The sequence below is a fragment of the Paenibacillus chondroitinus NBRC 15376 genome, assembly GCF_004000765.1.
Lineage (GTDB): Bacteria > Bacillota > Bacilli > Paenibacillales > NBRC-103111 > Paenibacillus_E > Paenibacillus_E chondroitinus.
The window spans coordinates 100,562-121,167 of record NZ_BILW01000001.1; the positions used below are offsets into that span (position 1 = coordinate 100,562).

A 20,606-nucleotide genomic window follows, 5' to 3' on the forward strand; every position below is an offset into this window, starting at 1 on the left:
TACGATGAGTATCTTATCAACCAATAAAGTAAAATTGAACGCGAAACCTAAAGACAAATTCGAGGCCATTCGCATGGCGGGCCAATTGTTAGTTGATGCAGGTCATGCTTCAGCCGCTTATATTGATAAAATGATCGAGAGAGAGCAAACCTTATCGACATTCATGGGCAATGGATTGGCCATTCCACACGGCACACAGGATTCCAAATCATTGATCCTTTCCACAGGACTGTCCATTGTTCAAATTCCGGACGGTGTGGACTTTGGTGACGGAGAGACGGCGAATCTGGTGATCGGGATTGCTGCAGCAGGCAATGATCATCTGGACATATTGACCAATGTCGCCATGATCTGCTCGGAAGATGAGAACATCGAGCAAATCATGCAAGCTTCCACACCTGAAGCGATGGTGAAGATTTTCGAAAGCGGGATGGAATGATGAAGGCTGTACATTTTGGAGCGGGTAACATCGGAAGAGGCTTCATTGGATTGCTTTTGTCACAAGCCGGTTATGAAGTTATCTTCTCAGATGTCAACGATACCTTGGTAGAGCTGCTGCAGGAAAGAAAAACGTATACGGTGCGTTTGGCGAATGAAGCACAAGAGACCTTCACGGTTTCCGGTGTTACAGCAATCAACGGCAAAAATCTGGAAGATGTAGCTGAAGCCGTTGCACAGGCTGATCTTGTGACAACAGCGGTTGGCGTCAATATTCTGAAGCATATTGCAGGCGGAATTGCCAAAGGGATCGAGCGAAGAATCGCTAGTGGAGCCGCGCCGCTGCACATCATCGCGTGTGAAAATGCGATTGGCGGAAGTACGCAGCTCAAAGAACATGTATATGCTTTGTTAAGTGAAGAGCTGCGTGCGAAAGCAGAGACGGTTGTTGCCTTTCCCGATGCTGCTGTGGATCGAATCGTTCCTATTCAGCATAACGAGGACCCGCTTGAAGTCACTGTTGAGCCTTTTTACGAGTGGGTTGTTGATGAGTCGCAAATGCTGGAAGGCTTCACTCGCATTGCCGGCGTTCATTATGTGAAGACACTAGAGCCATACATTGAACGCAAACTTTTTACCGTTAATACGGGTCATTGCAGCGCTGCCTATCTTGGCTATTTGCAAGGCTATGCAACGATTCAAGAGGCGATGGCTAATCCTCAAATTGCTTCATTGGTTAGGCATGTTATGCATGAGACGGGTTCGATCTTGATCAAAAAGCATGATTTCGAGCTTGCGCAGCATGAAATCTACATCGATAAGATATTGCAAAGATTTACAAACCCTTACTTGATTGATGATGTAGCGCGCGTAGGAAGATCACCGATTCGTAAATTATCGTTGAATGACCGGCTGGTCAGACCAGCTATGCAAGGGTATGAGCTAGGGATGACCCCATCTTATCTTACTATGGTCATGGCTGCTGCCCTGCTGTTTAAGGATCCAGCGGATCCTGAAGCTGTCCAAATTCAATCGGATTTACATGAGCTGGGCCTTGCTGGGACGATTACCAAGTACACGACGATTGGGGAAGATCACCCCATTCATCTCCTGATTCGAACACATTACGAACAATTCAAACAAACCGTTGCTTCATAAGAAAGGGGAGTTACCTCATGGCGAACATGATGACCAAACGTCTAACCGGCATAGCTGCTTCCCCCGGCATTGCGCTGGCCAAAGCTTTTCGATTGAATAAGGAGCAGTTCGAGCCCGAGGCTGTGGAAGTGGCCGACAAGGATCAGGAGGTCCTTCGTTTTAGTCAAGCTGTGGAAGAAACCAAACAAGAATTAGAAAAGCTTAAAGATTTGACTGAGCAGCGAATGGGTGCGGCAAAAGCGGAAATTTTCGAAGCACACTTGATGCTTCTCGAAGATCCTGATTATATAGATGCCATTATAGATAGCATTAAAGATGAAAGCATGAACGCGGAATTCAAGCTTCATGAGGTTGCGAGCAGTTTTATTGAAGTGCTCAGTGCAATGGATAATGAGCTGCTTCGTGAACGCGCGGCTGATGTTCGTGACGTCACCGGGCGAATCATGAGCAAGCTTCGCGGTGTTTCCTATGCAGCGATTACGGCTATTAATGAGCCATGTATTCTGATCGCTGATGATCTGACGCCTTCTGATACGGCACAATTAAATCTTGACTATGTGCTTGGTTTTGTGACCGAGGTTGGCAGCCGTACCTCTCATTCCGCCATCATGGCTCGTTCCCTGGAAGTGCCTGCTGTTGTAGGTGCAGGTGAAGAGGCTAGGGACATCGCGACAGGTACGATGCTTATCCTGGATGCAGTTGAAGGCGTGGTGCTCGTTGCACCAAGCGATCAAGAGGTTGAAGCGTATCAAACGCGTAAAGCTTCGTATGACGAGAGAAGAGCCGAACTGCGCAAGCTGATCCATGAGCCGACTGTTTCTTCGGATGATCATCGTGTAGAGTTGGCTGCCAATATTGGCAGTGTGGAAGATTTGCAAAAAGTACTCGCTAATGGAGCGGAAGGAATCGGATTATTCCGAACCGAATTCCTCTATATGGGGCGCAGCGCGCTGCCGAGTGAAGAAGAGCAGTTTCAGATTTACAAACATGTTTTGGAGCGGATGGACGACAAACCTGTCGTCATTCGCACCCTTGATATTGGCGGAGACAAAGAACTGCCATACATGAAGCTGCCAGTTGAAAGCAATCCTTTTCTTGGGTTACGTGCGGTACGTTTATGTCTGAGCCAAGAGGATCTGTTTCGTACACAGCTTCGAGCACTTCTGAGAGCAAGCAGTTATGGACAATTGAAAATCATGTTCCCTATGATTGCTGTCATGGATGAGCTGTTAGCTGCCAAACAATTGCTGCAGGAAGAGAAAGAAAAGCTTTTACAAGAAGGAATCCCGGTGTCCGATAACATTGAAGTTGGGATTATGATTGAAGTGCCCGCAGCAGCGATTGCAGCTGATTCATTGGCGAAAGAGGCGGATTTCTTCAGCATTGGAACCAATGACCTCATTCAATATACCATGGCAGCGGATCGGATGAATGAAACCGTTTCTTACTTATATCAACCTTGCCATCCGTCCATTCTTCGCTTAATCCAAATGGTCATCCAAGCCGCTAGCAAGGAAGGCAAATGGGTGGGCATGTGTGGAGAAATGGCTGGAGATGAGCACGCGATCCCGATTTTACTCGGCATGGGACTTCATGAATTCAGCATGAGTGCCAGCTCGATTTTACCTGCGAGAGCTTTGATCAAAAAGACCTCACAACAAGAATGGGCCGGCTATACCCAGCAAATTCTGGCGATGAGCAGCCAAGCCCAAATCAAACAGTTTGTAGAACAGAAGACAAGGAGTGATCTAGCATGATATCTCAAACTTTTACAGTGTTGAATCCATCCGGCTTTCATGCCCGCCCGACCAAAGTTTTCGTCCAAAAGGTGGGGACGTTTCCCTGCAAAGTCAGTGTCATTAAAGGGGAGAAGAAGGTCAACGGCAAAAGCTCGCTTAGTATGCTGACACTCGGCATTCAACAGAATGACGAAGTGACGTTGGAAGTGGATGGCGAGCAAGAGGAGCAAGCGATGCAGGAGCTTGGCGCTTTATTGACGCGTATATTTGAGGAGTAGGTAAAATTATAGTACCCCCTCCGAGCCACAAACTCGGACTCGTCAGAGCCGAAACCCCATTCTCCGCCGCGTTACTTGATCGTCGGAGCAAGCGAAAAAAAAGCTGCGTTCCCTAGCTCAATAAACGGCTAACAGATCCTTTGCTCTTCTGAAGAGCAGAGGATTTTTTCTTGCCCATTCTATAAAAGTATTTGATACGCACGTGTTATCGTGTATCATCAGGTAATGGCATCAGGTAATGATACGCGTGTCATGAACGAGGAGGTCGACGATGCTAAGCAAATGGTTCATCCATCGAAGCAGCATTCAAAATAAATTTCTCATCTCGACAATATGTCTCATTCTTGTTCCGTTAGGCATCTTTGGCGTCATTACGCTGCAAATTTCAAAAAGCTCGATTGAATCGCAAGTGAGCCAGTCCAATCTCAAAACCTTGGGCCAGATTGCAGAGAAGACGGATATGCTGCTGGATGATGTCATCGCGGTTTCCAATACGTTTTATCTCAATGACGAGATCAACCATGCTTTTACGACGGAAATTATGGAAAACAGTTATGAAGAAGCGCATCTTCGCGCGGCTTTTGACAGGCTGCTCACGAATTCGATTTATTCCTTCGGAAAGCTCCAATATCATGTTACGCTGCTTGGCTTGAACGGACTGGAGCAGTCCACGAATCCGCTATATAAAAACATTCGGATGCGAGATATTGTAAACGAGCCTTGGTTCAAAATGGCTGCTGAGGCTAAGGGCCGCATTCTATGGATTACGGAGCCAATCCCTGGACTTATGCCGACAGAGGACGGGGGGCGCAGCACTTTTCACGCGGTAAGGATCAGTAACCGTTTTGAAACCGGTGCTCCTACGGGGCTCGTCATGATTAGTGTAAACGCAACCACCATAAGAAGCTTATATGAAAGTGCGCTGGACGAGCAGCGGGAAATTGTGATCATCGGTGACGATGGCCGTGTGATTTCTTCCCAGGCCAATGGAAAGATACAAAGCAATGTGAAGAACCGTTCCTATTACTGGAAAATTCAGCAGTATGAATCGGGTTATTTCATTGATCGTGAGAATGATACAGAGCAATTGATTTCTTTTCAGACAATCGGCAAAACAGGTTGGAAGCTGGTTTCGTATACACCGACCAAAGTTGTTCTTAGCAGCTTAAATCAAATTCAATTCATTGTCTCTATTGTGTTTATGATTGTAGTCATTCTCTCCATCGGGGCATCGTATGTGATAGCCAAACGACTCGCTATTCCGATCAAAAGGCTGTATCGCGATTTCACTCGCGTAGAAACGGGAGATTTATCGGTAAGAACTCCGATTCATCAGGATGATGAAATTGGTTTGCTGACGCGGAAATTTAATCAAATGGTGGCCAGATTAAATGAACTGATGCAAGGGATTACCGTGGAACAGCAGCAGAAAAGGCATGCCGAGCTTCAGGCGCTGCAATCGCAAATTAATCCGCATTTTCTGTATAATACGCTAACCTCGATAAGATTCATGCTGCATAAGCACAGCAGCGACAAAGTCGATTCGGTTATTGTGGCGTTGGTCAAGCTGCTGAAACAATCGATCTCCAAGCATGACGAGTTAATACCGATCGAAGAGGAAATCAGCATGCTCCGTAATTATATGTACATCCAGCAAATCCGGCAGGGAGATCAACTGGAGGTGCACTACGACCTTGATGACGACATTATGCCGTTCAAAACAATCAAACTCATCCTGCAGCCGTTGGTCGAGAATGCAATCTTCCATGGTCTGGAGCCAAAGATAGGGAAGAGAACACTTTGGATAACAGGGAAGATGCAGGAAGGAGACATCCAGTTTGAAATCAGAGATGACGGTGTAGGGATGGAGTCAACTGGTCAAGCCGGCGTGTTTTTAGACGAGCATTTCGGAGATGGACAAGCCGCCCATCGAGGCGGATTGCGGAATGTACATGAGCGAATTCAATTGTATTACGGCGCGAAATATGGACTAACGGTGGAATCAGAGCCGGGAGTGGGAACAAAGGTATTGGTTCTTATTCCAGCTTGGTATAAGTGGAAGGAGATGAATGAATAATGAATATCCTCATCGTGGATGATGAACCGATCTTTCGGGAGTGGTTTCAAATGACTGTGGCTAAGCTTGGTGAGCGTTACCTCATTGCCGGGGAGGCCTCCAATGGTCTTGAGGCGTTGGATTTTTGTCAGTCGCATCCTGTTGATTTGGTTGTGACAGATATTAAAATGCCGGGCATGAACGGAATTGAACTGATTAAGCGTTTGAAGGAGGAAATGCCGAGAATCCGGGTGGTCATTTTCAGTTCCTATAATGAGTTTCAGTTCGCAGCCGAGGCACTTAAATTCGGAGCAAGTGAATACATTCTTAAAGCGGAAATTACGCTTCAGGGTTTGGACGAAGTTCTGTTTAAGATCGGAAAGGATATTGAACTGGACCATAGTAAGCTAGTCGAAATGAACTCGCTTCGCAGTCTGCTGAATCAGAACCAACTGGCGCTTCGCACAGCGTATTTCAGGGAGCTGCTGCAAGGAAATCAACAGGAACTGAATGATTTTCACGACAAAATGGTGCTGTTCGGCACGGGAGTGACGGAGAGGAACTTGACGGTACTTGCGTTAGGCGTGCTTCCGAGCTCGGAGCTGAAAATCCAAGAGGAGGATTTGCGAATCCTTGCTGTCACCAATATCGTCAACGAGACTTTGATAAATGAAGCCGGCAATGGCTGTTCTTTTCTCTATGAGGAAAATGTGGTCATGCTGCTGGTTAATATCAAAAGCACGAGCATGAAATCGCAAAGGGAGTCCTTGCTGCTGCTGGCCAACCGGGTAACGGAGAATTTGCGCAAATTTATCGGCCTACATTCAGCTATTAGCATCAGTACGACGTACAGCCGCCTGTCTTTCCTGCCGGAACAAGCCAGAGAGGCGTTGGAATCGCTCCACCTGCCTTTGTTTTACGAGGACCGCAGCATCGTTTTTTGCCAGTCTCCAAGTTCGGGCGGTCAAGCGGAGACGATCCCTGTGCCGGATTCCTTTCATCGATTCTTGGACATGGGCCAAATTCGAGAGGTATCAGAAGCTTGCAGACAATTCATGAACGACATGTCAGAGCATAAAGCACTGAACGCCAAACAGGCTAGGGCGCTATCCCTTGAGCTAACCTATGCCATGGTGAATAAAGCAAGAGCGTATCAGGTGCCGGCTGCTAAGCTTGATCTGTTATATAGCGAAGCGCACATGGAAGTGATGCGGCTGAAAACTTTTCGAGAGCTCAGAGGTTGGACGGAGAACATGGTTGACACCATTGTGCAGTGGATTGAGCTGCATCGGCGCAAATATGGAGAAGCCGTACAGAATGCTTGTGATTTTATTCAAAGCCACTTTTCAGAGGAGATTTCGCTTCAGCAAGTGGCCGACCATGTTCACCTGAGCCGGAACTATTTTAGCGAGCTTTTTAAAAAGGAGACGGGGTTGAATTTCAACGAATACCTGATGCAAATAAGGTTAGAGCAGGCGATGAACCTGCTGAGTACCAAAGCGCTGAAAGTCTCGGAGGCAGCCGTGCAAGTGGGCTACGCGAACGCTAGCTATTTTATTAAATTGTTTAAAAAATATACAGGATTTTCGCCCTCTGAATACATGGAGCTGCACCATAGAGCTTAGGATCGCCAGGCATCGCTTCAATTGCGGTGTTTTTTTGTTCGCATAAGAGGCTATCGGATTATTTTTGCATAGGAAAGGAATAATTTTGTATAGGGTCTGTGGAGGCCAGGATGAGCCCTTTCAGAAGCGTGCATTTGTTCAAAAAAAACGGAAATCAGTTTCACTGTGACCCCTTCCCGATTTTTTATAATGAAGTTGTCAGATAGATGAACCATAAGGGGAGGCTTACGAATATGAAAAAGCAATGGGTGGCCGGAGGGCTCGGCATAATCCTAACGGCCAGTATCCTGCTCAGCGGTTGCAGCAGCAGCACGGAGCAGCTAAATAAGAAGAGCGACGGAGCAGGCGGCGGAACCAAAACGCTCACTTTCTGGAGGGCCGGCACGGATCCTGCGGAAAATGCATATTGGAAACGCGTGATCAGCGATTTTGAGGCGAAACATCAAGGAGTGAAAGTGGCGTATAGCGAGGTTCCTTTCGGTTCCGATATGGAAACCAAGCTGAATGCCGCTTATGCTAGCGGAACTTCACCGGATGTTCTGTCTTACACACTGGCATCCTTGGCGCAGCGGGCAAATTTGGGGCAATATGAGCCGTTGGAGACTTACACGAGCAAATGGGCGGATAAGAGCGATATGATGGAAAGTGTCGTTGACACCGGTACATACAAAGGGAAGCTGTACGGCTTAGGCTTCATCCCTGATCCGAGGGTTCTGCTATGGCGTAAGGATCTTTTCAAAGCAGCGGGGCTGGATCCTGAGAAGCCGCCGGCCAATTGGGATGAACTGACACAATACGCGGAGAAGTTGACCAAGAAGGATGGGGCGACAACCACGATGGCGGGTTTCGGCATTCCGACGGCGACCGGTTGGACGTTATGGCAATCCTTTGTTCTGCAAAATGGCGGCAAAATTATTGACCCGGAGACGAATACACCGCTATTTGATTCACCGGAGTCCATTGAAGCTACGCAATACCTCATTGATATGGTGAAAAAGGGAATCACGATTCCGAACGATTCTACGAAGTCCAACGAGAATCTATTCCCGAACGGAAAAGCGGCGATTGCTTATGACAGTCCGGCTGCATTCACCAATTTACAGAAGGATCACCCTGAACTTAACGGACAAATTGGCGTATCAGGTCCGATTTCCCGGAAAATGAAATCTACTTTTGCGGGCATGCGTTTATTGTTCATGAGCTCACAAAGCAAACAAAAAGACTTAGCCTTTGAATTTATGCAGACGGTCATGACCAAGGAAGAGACTTGGGCCAGATATAAAGAATTGGGTACTCCTGTCGTCAGGAAGTCTTTGAAAGACGATTATATCAAAGAAAATCCGGTTATGAACGGTGCCATTTTCGATGCCGTGACGTATGGACAAGGTGCTGCGAAAGTGACGTATTCCGGCAAAATGTATGAGTTTATTAGCCTTAATCTGGAAGAAGCCTATTATGGGAAGAAAACAGGGGAGCAAGCGATGAAGGATGCTGCTGCTCAGCTGACCAAGGAGCTTCCGAATCTGATTTCCAAATAGGATCTGAGTCGCCTGCTTGAAGATTGCTTGCAGTCTATGGGCAGGCGATTTCCGTTCACCCTGATGAAACGAGGTGGTTTCTTATGAAGCCGACTGCAACGACAGGCCCCCAAGGAGGATTGGGCCGAACGAAATCGCTCCGCAGATGGCGTATCGATTATGCCGGATATGCCATGATTGCTCCCGGGTATGTCATTTATTTTGCATTTATTTTTATTCCACTGTTGATTAGTCTCTATTATAGCTTTACAAATTATAACTTCTACAGCAGTCCTTCCTTTATCGGGCTGCAAAATTATGCGCGTTTGCTGCATGACGGAACGTTCGCCAAAGCGATGACGAACACCTTGGTCTACGCGATCTGGACGATAATTCCTCAAATTGCGCTTGGACTCATTCTGGCTGTACTGCTGAACGGCAGGATCTTCGGCAAGGTATTTGCCAGAGCCAGCATCTATGTGCCTAACGTAACATCCATGGTGGCCGTGTCCATGATTTGGCTTTGGATTTATGACCCTTCACTGGGCATTATGAATCGCGTTTTTAAAACAGTAGGTCTCGATCCGGTCCAGTGGTTGTACGATCCCAAAACAGCCATGCTCGCCATTGTCATTATGAGCATCTGGAAATCACTTGGGTATACGATGATTATATATTTGGCGGGATTGCAATCAATCCCTTCCAGTTTATATGAAGCGGCACATATGGATGGAGCCTCCAAACTAAGGCAGTTCTGGTCGGTTACGTTTCCGATGCTGAAGCCTACGACGTTTTTTATCCTTATTATGACGTGCATTAACTCTTTCATGGTGTTCGAGCAAGTGAATATTCTAACGAACGGCGGGCCGATGGGGTCAACGACGACCGTTGTGCACCAAATCTATTTGCGCGGTTTCCAAGATTTCCAGATGGGATATGCATCGGCTATGGCTATGGTCTTGTTTGCCATTACGCTTGTGATTACAATCGTCAATTTCAAATACGGTAATCAAGGTGACGATGTGGATGTGGACTAAGAAGAGGAAAGGAGGGATTCCGTTTGAAAAGTAAAATGAGCATCACGATTCTGGTATCCGTCATTATGCTTGCAGTCGCTCTGCTGATGCTTTTTCCATTCATGCTGATGGTAGTTACATCCTTCAAAACAATGGGTGAAATACAATCACCCACATTTTCATTTATTCCGCATAAATGGATGTTTCAAAATTATGTGCTTGCCATGTCCAAAGGAGATTGGCTCCGTTATTTCTATAATTCCTTTGTTATCACAGTCATTACGGTGGTTGCGAGTCTTGTGCTCAACTCAATGGCCGGCTACGCTTTTGCCAGACTTCGGTTTCCAGGGAGAGACATCCTGTTCTTTTCCGTACTGATCGGTATTATGGTACCTTCGCAAGTAACGATGATTCCAACCTTTCTGATGATGAAAAAGTTTCCGCTAACCGGAGGCAACGATCTATTCGGAGCGGGAGGCGTCGGATTAATAAACAGTTATGCCGGATTAATTTTCCCGTTTGTTGCAGGCTCGTTCGGAATCTTTCTATGCCGCCAGTTTTTCCTTACCTTTCCACGGGCTTTGGATGAGGCAGCGCAAATTGACGGCGCATCGACCTTGCGGGTATTTTATCAAATCTATCTGCCTTTAAGTAAACCTGTATTGGCTACACTTGGCATTTTCAAAACAACGGCGACCTGGAACGATTATATGTGGCCGCTCATTATGACGAACTCGGAGCAGATGCGAACGGTGCAGCTGGGTTTGACGATGTTTCGTGGGGAAACGAGTGTGGAATGGAATTTATTAATGGCGGCAACGACGCTTGTTGTCCTCCCGCTCATGCTGCTATTTCTTTTTGCGCAAAAATATTTCGTACAAGGTATTGTAACCACAGGTCTCAAAGCATAAATTAGTTAGTTGATCTTGGATATCTTGCTATCTTGGAAGGGAGGCTGTTATGAATACAATTGTCGTGCTGTTGGATACGCTCAATCGACATCTGCTGCCAACGTATGGTGGGGATTGGGTTAAGACGCCTAATATCGAACGATTAGCGGAGAAATCCGTTGTTTTCGATCAACATTGGTCGGGTTCACTCCCTTGTATGCCTGCGAGAAGGGATCTTTTGACGGGGAGAACGGCTTTTCTGGAAAAAGGGTGGGGCGGCATTGAACCGTTTGATGAAACATTGCCGAATGCACTGCGGAAAGGCGGGATTTTCAGCCATATCGTAACCGATCACTATCACTATTTTGCTACCGGCGGTGAAAATTATTGCCAATCCTTTACGACATGGGACTTTCATCGCGGGCAGGAGGATGATCCTTGGCATTCGACCGTTAGCGATCCGGAAGTGCCGGATGAGCATTACGGGAGGGTCCGATTGCAGTATGAACGAAACCGGAAGAGGTTTGTGCAGGAGGAAGATTATGCGGGTGCACGAACGATGCAAGCTGCTTGCGACTGGCTGGAGAGCAATCGCGAGGCCGATCATTATTTCCTGATGGTAGAAGCCTTCGATCCGCATGAACCTTTCGATTGTCCCAAGCATTACCTGGATCTATACCAAGACGATTATAAAGGACCGCTTTATTTTTGGCCTAATTACGGGGATGTAGATGTGCCGGAAGAGGCGATTACGCATATTCGTAAACGATACGCTGCTAATCTCACGATGATTGATCATTGGCTTGGCAAGCTGCTGGATACGATGGACCGTTTGGCGTTATGGGAGGATACCCTGCTGATTTTCACAACCGATCATGGCTTTTTACTGGGCGAACATCAGAAAATGGGGAAAAACCAGATGCATGTGTTCAACGAACTCGCACATATTCCCATGATGATTCATGTTCCTGGCAGCGAGCACAATGGTTCACGAATCAGCGCCCTCACGCAAAATATTGATGTGATGCCTACGATTCTGGATTACATGAATGTGGCGATTCCGGATCAAGTGAAAGGCCATTCGTTAAGGGGGCTTCTCGAGGGGCGAACGGACAAGGTACGCAATGCGGCAATCTATGGGTATCATGGCATGGCGGTAAATGTAACCGACGGCAGCTATACATATATGAGGGCCCCACGTGCAGCCGACAATCATCCATGTTTTACATATACGGCCATGCCGACAACGTTCCGTTCTTATCTGGGCAACCAGGTTCAAGAGTCGATTGAAACCGGCCGTTTCTTGCCTTATACCCGTTTTCCTGTGTTTAAAGTGCCTGTCAGCCGGGAGGGTGAACCCTATGCGTCGAACAGCCAAGTCATGGAAACGAAGCTGTATGACATATCGCAGGATTATCAGCAGCAGCATCCGATTCAGGACGCCGAGCTGGAGGCGCGTATGATTAGAATGCTTAGAGAGAGTATGCACGAAGCGAACGCGCCGTTAGAGCAATTCGAGCGGCTTGGGTTGTAATGTAGTAGAAGCGAAAGCCTTGTACCCCAAGGCTTTCGTTTTTTTATTTGGGGTAAGCGAAGCTTATCCCTTGAGCGCGCACCCCTTTGGCTGCTAGCGCTCGAGCGGACCCTCTCCGGCGAAGGGAACGACAGGGCGCTATTTCATCGAAATAGCCTCTTTTTTTCGCGGAGGGGAACTGTGGGCCACTATTTGTCTGTTTTCATAAAGAAAACGGGAACAGACGATCAAATAAGGCCCTGTAGTTCCACTGAACGCGGAAAAGGGCTGAATTTGCTAGAATAGTGTCCTGCAGTTCCCTTAAGGCCTATCGTTGACCCACTTAACTCTCGTATGAGGTTACCCCTCAGCAAAGTGTCTCAGTAACGCTGAATTTTAGTGGCAATGGGTATTTCCACCCTCAAAAATCGCTCCTACCTGGTTCTTAACAAGCTAAACTACGGAGGAGAAGGTACTTTCCCAACGATTCCCATCTCCCCAACGAACGACAGGGCGCTATTTCATCGAAATAGGCCCTTTTTGTGTTCATTAGCAAAGTAACTGGAATTTCTACTGTTAAAATTGGCGCGGAGTAGAATTCTTGATGAAATAGCTGGAATTTGTGCAGGTAATTCAGTCGATATGCCTCATATCGGACGAAACTTGAGGAATTAGCAGGAGAATTTCCACCTATTTCCTTTAGACCAGTACAAACAAACAAATTAGCAGCACTTTTTCCCGTTAACATTTACAGGAAGGGGGATGCCAAACAGCTAAACAGCACATCCCGAAACCTGTTAACCCAGCAAAAACATGTATATTGAGTCGCATCAACCAATCTGTTTATGCTAAGAGCACAACGAATGGGAGTGAAAACATGAATACAACAGAGCAATGGATACAAGAAGCATGGAACGCGGGAATCCGCAAGGTGATGAGCACAAGCCGGCGAATCGGAGCCGCATTCCCGCACGGCTCGCAGGATGGTAAGTTTCAACTCATGTTGCCGCACTATTGGACAGCCGGCTTCTGGCCTGGGTTGTTATGGCTCGCCTATAGAGACCGGCAGGCGGACGAATTACGCCAATTGGCTGAGAACTGTGAAGAGCAGTTGGATGAAGTGCTGCATAGCTACGCGCAGCTGGATCACGATATGGGTTTTATGTGGATGCTGACCTCAATCGCCAATTGGCGGTTGACTGGAAATGAGCAATCCAAGCGTAGAGCATTGATGGTCGCCAGCCATCTGGCAGGCCGTTTTAACTTGCAGGGCAGCTTTATCAGAGCTTGGAATCACCCCGAACGTGTCGGGTGGGCGATCATTGATTGCATGATGAATCTCCCACTGCTGCACTGGGCATCGAAACAATCCGGAGATCCCCGGTTCAAGCATATCGCCGTCGCGCATGCGAAGATGGTTGTAAAACATTTTATACGCGAAGACGGTTCAGCTTATCATGTCGTCTGCTTCGATCCGGAAACCGGAGAACGGACCGGAGCACTCGGCGGCCAAGGCTATGCCGAGGATTCCGCTTGGTCACGAGGCGCAGCATGGGCGATCCATGGGTCGATTTTGAGCTACCAGCACACGGGGGATGTAGCCTTCTTGGAAGCGGCCGAGCGGGCAGCCCACTATTTCCTGACACATCTTCCGGCGGACAAGGTGCCGTATTGGGATTTCCGCTTACCTTCATTCGAAGGGGCGCCGAAGGATTCAAGCGCAGCCGCCATTGCAGCAAGCGGGCTGTTAAATCTGGCAGCAGCGTGCCAAGGGGAACGGGCTTCCTTTTATAGAGAGCAGGCATGTGGCATCCTGCATTCCTTATCCCTTAACTACGTGGCAGGAGATTCGGAAGAAGCCATTCTCGTTGCGGGCACCGGCAATTTGCCTGGCAATCAGAACATCAATAAGCCGTTAATCTATGGCGATTACTTTTATATGGAAGCCCTGTCCAAGCTGAGAGGCCAATCCTCTTTCTGGGAACCGGAGTCTCAGTCTCTCTAACCATTTTTTTACAGGTGTATGAACGGAAAAAGGGTATATTGCAGCCTAAATACCCGCACAACAAGCGCTTGTTTACTCATCGAAATCATGTATATTGTGCGAACGAACCAAAGCCAGGTACGATGGGCTCAATCAATCACAAGACGAGGAAGTGACAGCAATGAATAAACCACTCCCGCCATCCTCGCCGGCCATCACAGGTCAGCCGAAAGCATCTGCCAAGGCCAAACCCAACTGGTTGGTAAGGAAGTATGGAAAGCGGGTTTTGAAACAGAACATCCCCTTGTATCTGATGTTTCTGCCTATCATGATTTTCTTTCTGGTCTTCAAGTATTATCCGATGACAGGCCTTGTAATCGCCTTTAAAAAGTACAGCTTTATTAAAGGGATATGGGGCAGTCCATGGTCAGGGCTCAGTTCGTTTAAGCTGATATTCAGCAATGATCAAATGCTTGATATTATTTGGAATACACTGCTGCTCAGTGGACTTTCAATTGTAATCGGCTTTCCGGTCCCGATCATTCTGGCGTTATTGCTGAATGAAGTGAGAAAAATGGCGTTCAAAAGAATGGTTCAAACGTTCGTCTATCTTCCGCATTTTCTCAATTGGGTCATCGTCGGGGGCATTGTCATTACCCTGTTCTCGCAAAATACAGGATCAATTAATCATGTGATCGAGCGGCTTTTTGGAACGACCATCCCGTTTTTATATAAAGAATCAACATGGATTGGGATCTACATCGGATCGGGGATATGGAAGGATGCCGGATGGGGAGCCATCATTTATTTGGCGGCGCTGACGTCCATTGATCAAAGTTTGTATGAGGCGGCCAGCATCGACGGGGCTAATAAGTGGCAGCAGATGCTCCGAATTACGCTGCCGGGCATTTTGCCAACGATCATCATTATGCTGATTTTGAAAATAGGCCACCTGATGGAAGTAGGCTTCGATCAAGTGTACGTCTTGCAGAACGATGCGGTTTCCCAAGTTTCGGAAGTCATTAGTACGTTTATGTACAAAATTGGCGTCCAGCAGGCGAACTTCAGTTTAGCTACCGCAATGGGATTGTTCGAATCCCTTGTCGGCTTGGTGCTGGTCGTTCTGGCGAACCGGATCGCGCGTTATTTTGGCCAAGGCTTATGGTAGGAGGAGGAACTCATGAGCAGTACTAGTGGAGAAAAATTGTTTTACACGATCAATTATGTCGTTTTATTTGTCATCGGTATGAGCTGCCTGCTACCGCTCGTTCACATTTTGGCGATGTCTTTAAGCGATAAACATGCCTTGATGTCCGGAGTTGTTAGCCTCTGGCCCGTGAATTTGGACTTCAGCGGTTATGAAGCCTTATTTAAGGAAACGCCGATTTTGAGATCGCTTGCAAACAGCTTCATTATTACAGTCGTAGGGACTGTTCTTAATATAAGTTTTACAGTGCTTGCTGCGTATCCCTTGTCGAAGCGCTATTTTATCGGACGTAAATTTTATTCGTTCGCCATCATTTTTACGATGCTTTTTTCGGCGGGATTAATTCCTACTTATTTGCTCCTCAAAAGCTTGGGCCTTCTAAATAACTATGGCGCCTTATGGCTGCCTGGGTTAGTGAGCGTCTGGAACCTGATGGTGTTAAGAAGCTTTTTTGAAGCACTCCCTGAGGAACTGGAAGAAGCTTCGCGAATCGACGGCTGCTCCGAATGGAGGCTGATCATACAAATTGTATTACCGTTATCGATTCCGGTAGTGGCAGCATTATCGCTCTTTTACGGAGTTAGTCACTGGAACGCCTTCATGAACGTGTTAATTTACATCAATGATGCAAGCAAGTTAAACTTGACAGTTCTCGTGCAGCAGTTGATTCAGAACCAGACGCTTATGCAGGAGATGGCGAATACGCAGCCTGAAATGGCTATGAAGCTGACGCCTGAAGGAATGAAAGCGGCAGGGGTCATTGTCATGACACTACCGATGCTAATCGTCTACCCTTTTCTGCAAAAATATTTCGTGAAGGGTGTCATGATTGGAGCGGTGAAAGGGTGACGTCAGTTACATGGGTTTACCAAATTAAGGAGGTGATCCAGCCCTTCAAAACGTGGTAGATTTAGACAATAACGAAAAGCATAGCGGCGTTTAATTCACTAAGGGGTGACAACGGAACATGAAAAAAAACAAGTTGATGAAAACAGCATCCGTGACATTAGCTATGATTGTATCGAGCTCGGCTTTACTTACAGCTTGCTCAACGGGAAAAGAAGCGGCGAATACGGCTTCAACGCCTGGCAGCGGGGCAACGGCAGCAGCAAGCGCGAAACCGGCGGGGCCAAAACCGAAAATTACCGTTTCCATCTACGACCGGAACGCGGTTCCTGAAGGAGAAGGCACGATCACGAATAATCGCTGGACAAAGTGGATTAACGAAAATGCACCCGTTCAAGTTGAATTTATTCCGGTTCCTCGTTCCAATTCGATTGAGAAATTCAACGTCATGTTTGCTTCGGGCGGGGCGCCTGACTTAATTATGGAGTTTTCGAATCCGTATATGAAGGATCTGGCATCCAAAGGGCAAATCATCCCGCTTGAAGACGCTATTTCCAAATATTCGACGACTTATAAAAAGATGTTCCAGGAAAATCAGAACATTCAAAAGCTCACCAAATTTAACGGCAAAACGTACTTCTTCGGGAGAACGACGCCGTTTACGTCGAACCACTTCCTGATGATTCGCAAAGACTGGCTGGATAAGCTCAAGCTTCCAATGCCTACGACGACAGAGGAATATCTAAAGGTTGCGAAAGCATTCACCGATCAAGATCCGGATGGAAACGGCAAAAAAGACACGCTCGGAACGACCTTCTGGGATGTCGACTATTTCTTCCAGCTTGGTCAAGCGAGCGATGAGTTGATGCCGATGTCGTCCATTACTTCTTATCATTTGCTGAACGACCAATATACGCGGACTTGGGACCGTCCGAAGGCCGATCTGGCGTTTAAGAAAAGTCTATATGACGCAGGAGCGGTAGATAAGGATATTTTTGCCGACAAAACCGGAGCGAAGGCGCAGCAGGACTGGGTTAACGGCAAACTTGGCATTTGGGGATCCGGCGGTCTGGAAGGAGCATCAATCTACACAACTTATGAGTCGTTCAAGAAAAACAACCCGAACGCGGAAGTAGCGATCCTGCCGCTTCCGAAGTCGGAATTCGGCCAATTCTCACCGGCGGCCAACCCTAACATGCAGTTTGTGGCGGGCATTAATGCAACAGCCAAGAATGTGGAAGCAGTCGTAAAATACGTAGACTGGCTAATGTCGCCGGACGTCCAGAAGACACTCATGTTCGGGGTGGAAGGCGTACACTACAAGGTTGGCAGCGACGGATGTCCGAAGCCGATCGATGCGGAGAAAAATAAAAAAGAGCTGAGCTGGAACGGCGACTTTCAAATGATGACGCAAACCGGCTCCATGGGCAAATGCGTGGAGTATTCCAATCAGCTTGATCCGAATAAACCTCTGGACAAGGAATATTTGAATTTGATTACACAAGCGCGTGCAGCTTATATTACGCCAGATCGTCCAAATACAACGGAAGCGATTCTGCCAGTCAGCTTGCCGGATGATATGACGGTCATTAAAAATACGCTCAAAACGACTTTAACGAACACGTATACGAAAGCCATTGTAAGCGGTGCAAGCTATTCCGTTGACCAAGCGATGAAGGACGCGCAAGACACCTGGGAAAAAGGCGGCGGCAAAGGCGTTGACGAGTTTTTGAAGAAAGCCTATACCGATAACAAAAACGATGTTATTTTCACCAAAGATTACTACAAGTATTTGGGCAAATAAAACGAACTCACCTATCTTCCTTCCCGTTTAACAAGCACGTTGGATTGAAGGGAAGAAGAGGCTTCTCCAGCGCGAGTCAGGCGCGGGGCGGCCTTTTTGCCATGTGTGTTTATGCAGCGAAATTATGTATATTGCCCACACATCGGGGCTGTATGATAAGATAATTGTACTAATCCTGATAAGGAGAGAATTTCATCATGAAAAGAAATTGGTTTCATCGTTTGCTTCTTTCCTATTTACCAGTATTCATCCTGATTGTTTGCTTATTTGTTTTTATCGGGATTGTGCAGTTGAATGACCTTTCCAGAAAAGAAGCGATGAAATCAAGCCAAGTCTATGTTCAAAATATTCAAAACAGCATCGACATGTCGCTGAGATCTATTGAAATTATGATGCTCGAGACGATCACGAGGAATGTGAAGCTCACGACTTTTGCCGGCATGGAAAGCGATTCTTCATTTATTATTGAGCTCTCTCAGCTGCTTCAAAGCATGACAACATCGAATGCGTGGATCGATTCCGTTTATATTTACAGATCAGGCGATGGAACGATTGTTAGCGATAAAACGATATTAAAAATGGATCAGTTCGGAGATAGCGCTTACATAGAAAGCAACTTAGCTAATGTGCAAAAAGTACAGTGGAGCACTCCACGCATCTTCCGCACCATTCAGAATGGAAATCCGGAAGAAAGAGTTATCTCGATCAGCAGCGGCGTACCCATCCATAGCAAAGGGATTGCACTTCTTGTTGTGAATATTAAGATGTCGGCGATTCAAGAGTTTTTGGAGAAATACGGGAATTCGGAAGTGAACAAAATCGCAGTTACCGATAACGAGGGCCATAAACTGTTCGGAGCAGCCGGTCTTGAGGCCAAAGCGGGCGATACGACGCTCGTGTCGGGATACACGGGTTGGACGTATGCCAACAGCTTCAAGACGGAAGGACTCGGCAACATTTATTTTTATATGACAAGCGGTTGGTTCATCATCGGATTCCTTGGCCTGCTGATTGGCATTGGCTGGGTCGTTTACATAACTCGTCAAAACTACAAGCCGATTGAAACGATTATGTCGCGCATACAGAAATATAATCAAGTGCACAAGCATAATCCCATTCAAGGTCTGTCGGGCGATGAGCTTAGTTATATCGATTACACGCTGAGCAATATGATCGAGGTAAGTGAGGAGTATGAGACACAGTCCAAGGTAAATGAAAAATATAGACAGCTAATGTTGTTTAAGGAGCTTGTGGAAGGGAGCAACCCGATTGACCGGGCGGAATGGGAAGCGGAGCTTCGCCAGATGGGCATTGCTTCCTTCGGCAGCGCATCGGTCAGCATTGGCGAAATCGATAAGTATATCGATTTTCTAAGCCAACATTCCCGGAGGGATCAGGGTCTTTTCAAGTATATTTTGAAAAAAGTCGTGGAAGAGACAGCGGAAGCGAAAGGCCTTCGCATTTGGCAGGAATGGATTACGAACCATCGGCTGTGCATCATCTTTTTTGAAGAGCAGCAGCAGCCTGCGGAATCGCTTATGCTGGAAGTATCCGAGCAGGCGCGCAAGTGGATGCAAGATAACTTGAATTTAACCGTAACCTTCGGTTTAGGGAACACCGTGCCGGAAGCAAATGCCATCGTTCAGTCCTATGAGGCGGCTGCAAGGGCTCTTGACTATAAATCAGCGCTTGGCAGCAATCGCGTGATTGGACATTGGGAGATTGAGCTTTTATCGCACGATGATCTTTACGTGTATTTGCAATATGTGCGCACGATCGCTCAAGCTTTCCGCGTAGGAAATGACGGTTGGGAGGAGCAGTTGCGGCTCTTGTTTGAAGGGCTGCGCAGACTTATGCTGCCGAGGGAAGAAATTAGCGGTATTCTGAGCTATATGAACTATTATTTTTACCGGGAAATGATGGAGCTGCCTCCGGACTATCAAGAGCTGTGGAATCGCGAGTTTCGGACGCCATGGGATGAAAATATGGATGCGCTCGAAACGTTGGAGGAGCTGGAGTTTTTCTATTCGAAGACACTGACTTCCTGCGCCAGAAAAATAGAAGCGATCCGCGAGAGCAAAGGGAATCATGGCGTCGTTCAGAAAGTGAAGGCGTATATCGAGGAAAATTTCAGCAATCCCGATCTGTCCCTGTCCAGCCTAAGCGATCAGTTCCATATGAATGCTTCCAGCTTGAGCACATTGTTCAAAGAAGACTTCGGCGAGAAATTTGTCGTGTACGTCTGCCAAGTTCGGATGGAGCATGCGAAGGAGCTGCTGCGTGGCACGAACCTGCCGATTCAAGAGATTTCGGAGCGGGTCGGCTATGTACACCAGATGTCCTTCATTCGGGCTTTTAAGAAAATGATTGGTACTACGCCTGGCGATTACAGGAAAGTGCATCAGTAAGTATAGGGAAACCTGAGGGGGAGGCTCGGAATCCATTCAGGTGGAACTACAGTCCGCTATTTGTCTGAAAAGTTGGCTTTTGGCCCAGTGAGGGGAACTGTGGTCCCTTATTTTCTCATATTTGGCT

The 20,606-nt window shown here is 47.1% G+C and carries 15 protein-coding genes; all 15 read left to right on the forward strand.

Translation table 11 applies throughout. The features are described from left to right. Positions 1–4: 4 nt before the first annotated feature. The 15 genes from PCH02S_RS00460 (at position 5) to PCH02S_RS00530 (ending at position 20,479) form a co-directional block, all read left to right on the forward strand. Positions 5–439: a PTS sugar transporter subunit IIA gene (locus tag PCH02S_RS00460; RefSeq protein WP_127449030.1), complete on the forward strand. Its 435-nt coding sequence runs from the start codon at positions 5–7 to the stop codon at positions 437–439. Beyond that, positions 439–1,596, forward strand: a complete 1,158-nt coding sequence (locus PCH02S_RS00465) for a mannitol-1-phosphate 5-dehydrogenase (protein WP_127449708.1) — start codon at positions 439–441, stop codon at positions 1,594–1,596. The genes PCH02S_RS00460 and PCH02S_RS00465 overlap by 1 nt, the downstream gene beginning before the upstream one ends. A gap of 29 nt (positions 1,597–1,625) precedes the next feature. Beyond that, on the forward strand, positions 1,626–3,353 hold the full coding sequence (gene ptsP / locus PCH02S_RS00470; protein ID WP_127449710.1) for a phosphoenolpyruvate--protein phosphotransferase: 1,728 nt from the start codon (positions 1,626–1,628) through the stop codon (positions 3,351–3,353). Then, positions 3,350–3,613: an HPr family phosphocarrier protein gene (locus tag PCH02S_RS00475; RefSeq protein WP_127449032.1), complete on the forward strand. Its 264-nt coding sequence runs from the start codon at positions 3,350–3,352 to the stop codon at positions 3,611–3,613. The genes ptsP and PCH02S_RS00475 overlap by 4 nt, the downstream gene beginning before the upstream one ends. A gap of 271 nt (positions 3,614–3,884) precedes the next feature. Then, positions 3,885–5,690, forward strand: a complete 1,806-nt coding sequence (locus tag PCH02S_RS00480) for a cache domain-containing sensor histidine kinase (protein ID WP_127449034.1) — start codon at positions 3,885–3,887, stop codon at positions 5,688–5,690. Continuing rightward, complete coding sequence (locus tag PCH02S_RS00485) at positions 5,690–7,294, forward strand: response regulator transcription factor (RefSeq protein WP_127449035.1); 1,605 nt, start codon at positions 5,690–5,692, stop codon at positions 7,292–7,294. Before PCH02S_RS00480 ends, PCH02S_RS00485 begins: the two co-directional genes overlap by 1 nt. 233 nt (positions 7,295–7,527) lie before the next feature. Then, positions 7,528–8,832 (forward strand): ABC transporter substrate-binding protein, encoded by a 1,305-nt coding sequence (locus PCH02S_RS00490; RefSeq protein WP_127449037.1) that lies wholly within the window; start codon positions 7,528–7,530, stop codon positions 8,830–8,832. Positions 8,833–8,915: 83 nt separating this feature from the next. Then, on the forward strand, positions 8,916–9,848 hold the full coding sequence (locus tag PCH02S_RS00495; protein ID WP_127449039.1) for a carbohydrate ABC transporter permease: 933 nt from the start codon (positions 8,916–8,918) through the stop codon (positions 9,846–9,848). Between the two features lie 23 nt (positions 9,849–9,871). Further along, the gene (locus tag PCH02S_RS00500; protein ID WP_246068880.1) at positions 9,872–10,738 is read left to right on the forward strand and encodes a carbohydrate ABC transporter permease; all 867 of its coding nucleotides are present in this window, start codon (positions 9,872–9,874) and stop codon (positions 10,736–10,738) included. Between the two features lie 49 nt (positions 10,739–10,787). Beyond that, positions 10,788–12,251: a sulfatase gene (locus tag PCH02S_RS00505; RefSeq protein WP_127449041.1), complete on the forward strand. Its 1,464-nt coding sequence runs from the start codon at positions 10,788–10,790 to the stop codon at positions 12,249–12,251. Positions 12,252–13,107: 856 nt separating this feature from the next. After that, a complete protein-coding gene (locus PCH02S_RS00510) occupies positions 13,108–14,235 on the forward strand; it encodes a glycoside hydrolase family 88 protein (RefSeq protein WP_127449042.1) in 1,128 nt (375 codons plus the stop codon). 160 nt (positions 14,236–14,395) lie between these two features. Then, on the forward strand, positions 14,396–15,382 hold the full coding sequence (locus tag PCH02S_RS00515; protein WP_127449044.1) for an ABC transporter permease: 987 nt from the start codon (positions 14,396–14,398) through the stop codon (positions 15,380–15,382). A gap of 12 nt (positions 15,383–15,394) precedes the next feature. Next, a complete protein-coding gene (locus tag PCH02S_RS00520) occupies positions 15,395–16,270 on the forward strand; it encodes a carbohydrate ABC transporter permease (RefSeq protein ID WP_127449046.1) in 876 nt (291 codons plus the stop codon). A gap of 118 nt (positions 16,271–16,388) precedes the next feature. After that, the gene (locus tag PCH02S_RS00525; RefSeq protein ID WP_127449047.1) at positions 16,389–18,071 is read left to right on the forward strand and encodes an extracellular solute-binding protein; all 1,683 of its coding nucleotides are present in this window, start codon (positions 16,389–16,391) and stop codon (positions 18,069–18,071) included. A 197-nt stretch (positions 18,072–18,268) separates the two neighbouring features. Further along, a complete protein-coding gene (locus PCH02S_RS00530) occupies positions 18,269–20,479 on the forward strand; it encodes a helix-turn-helix transcriptional regulator (protein WP_127449049.1) in 2,211 nt (736 codons plus the stop codon). Positions 20,480–20,606 lie beyond the last annotated feature (127 nt).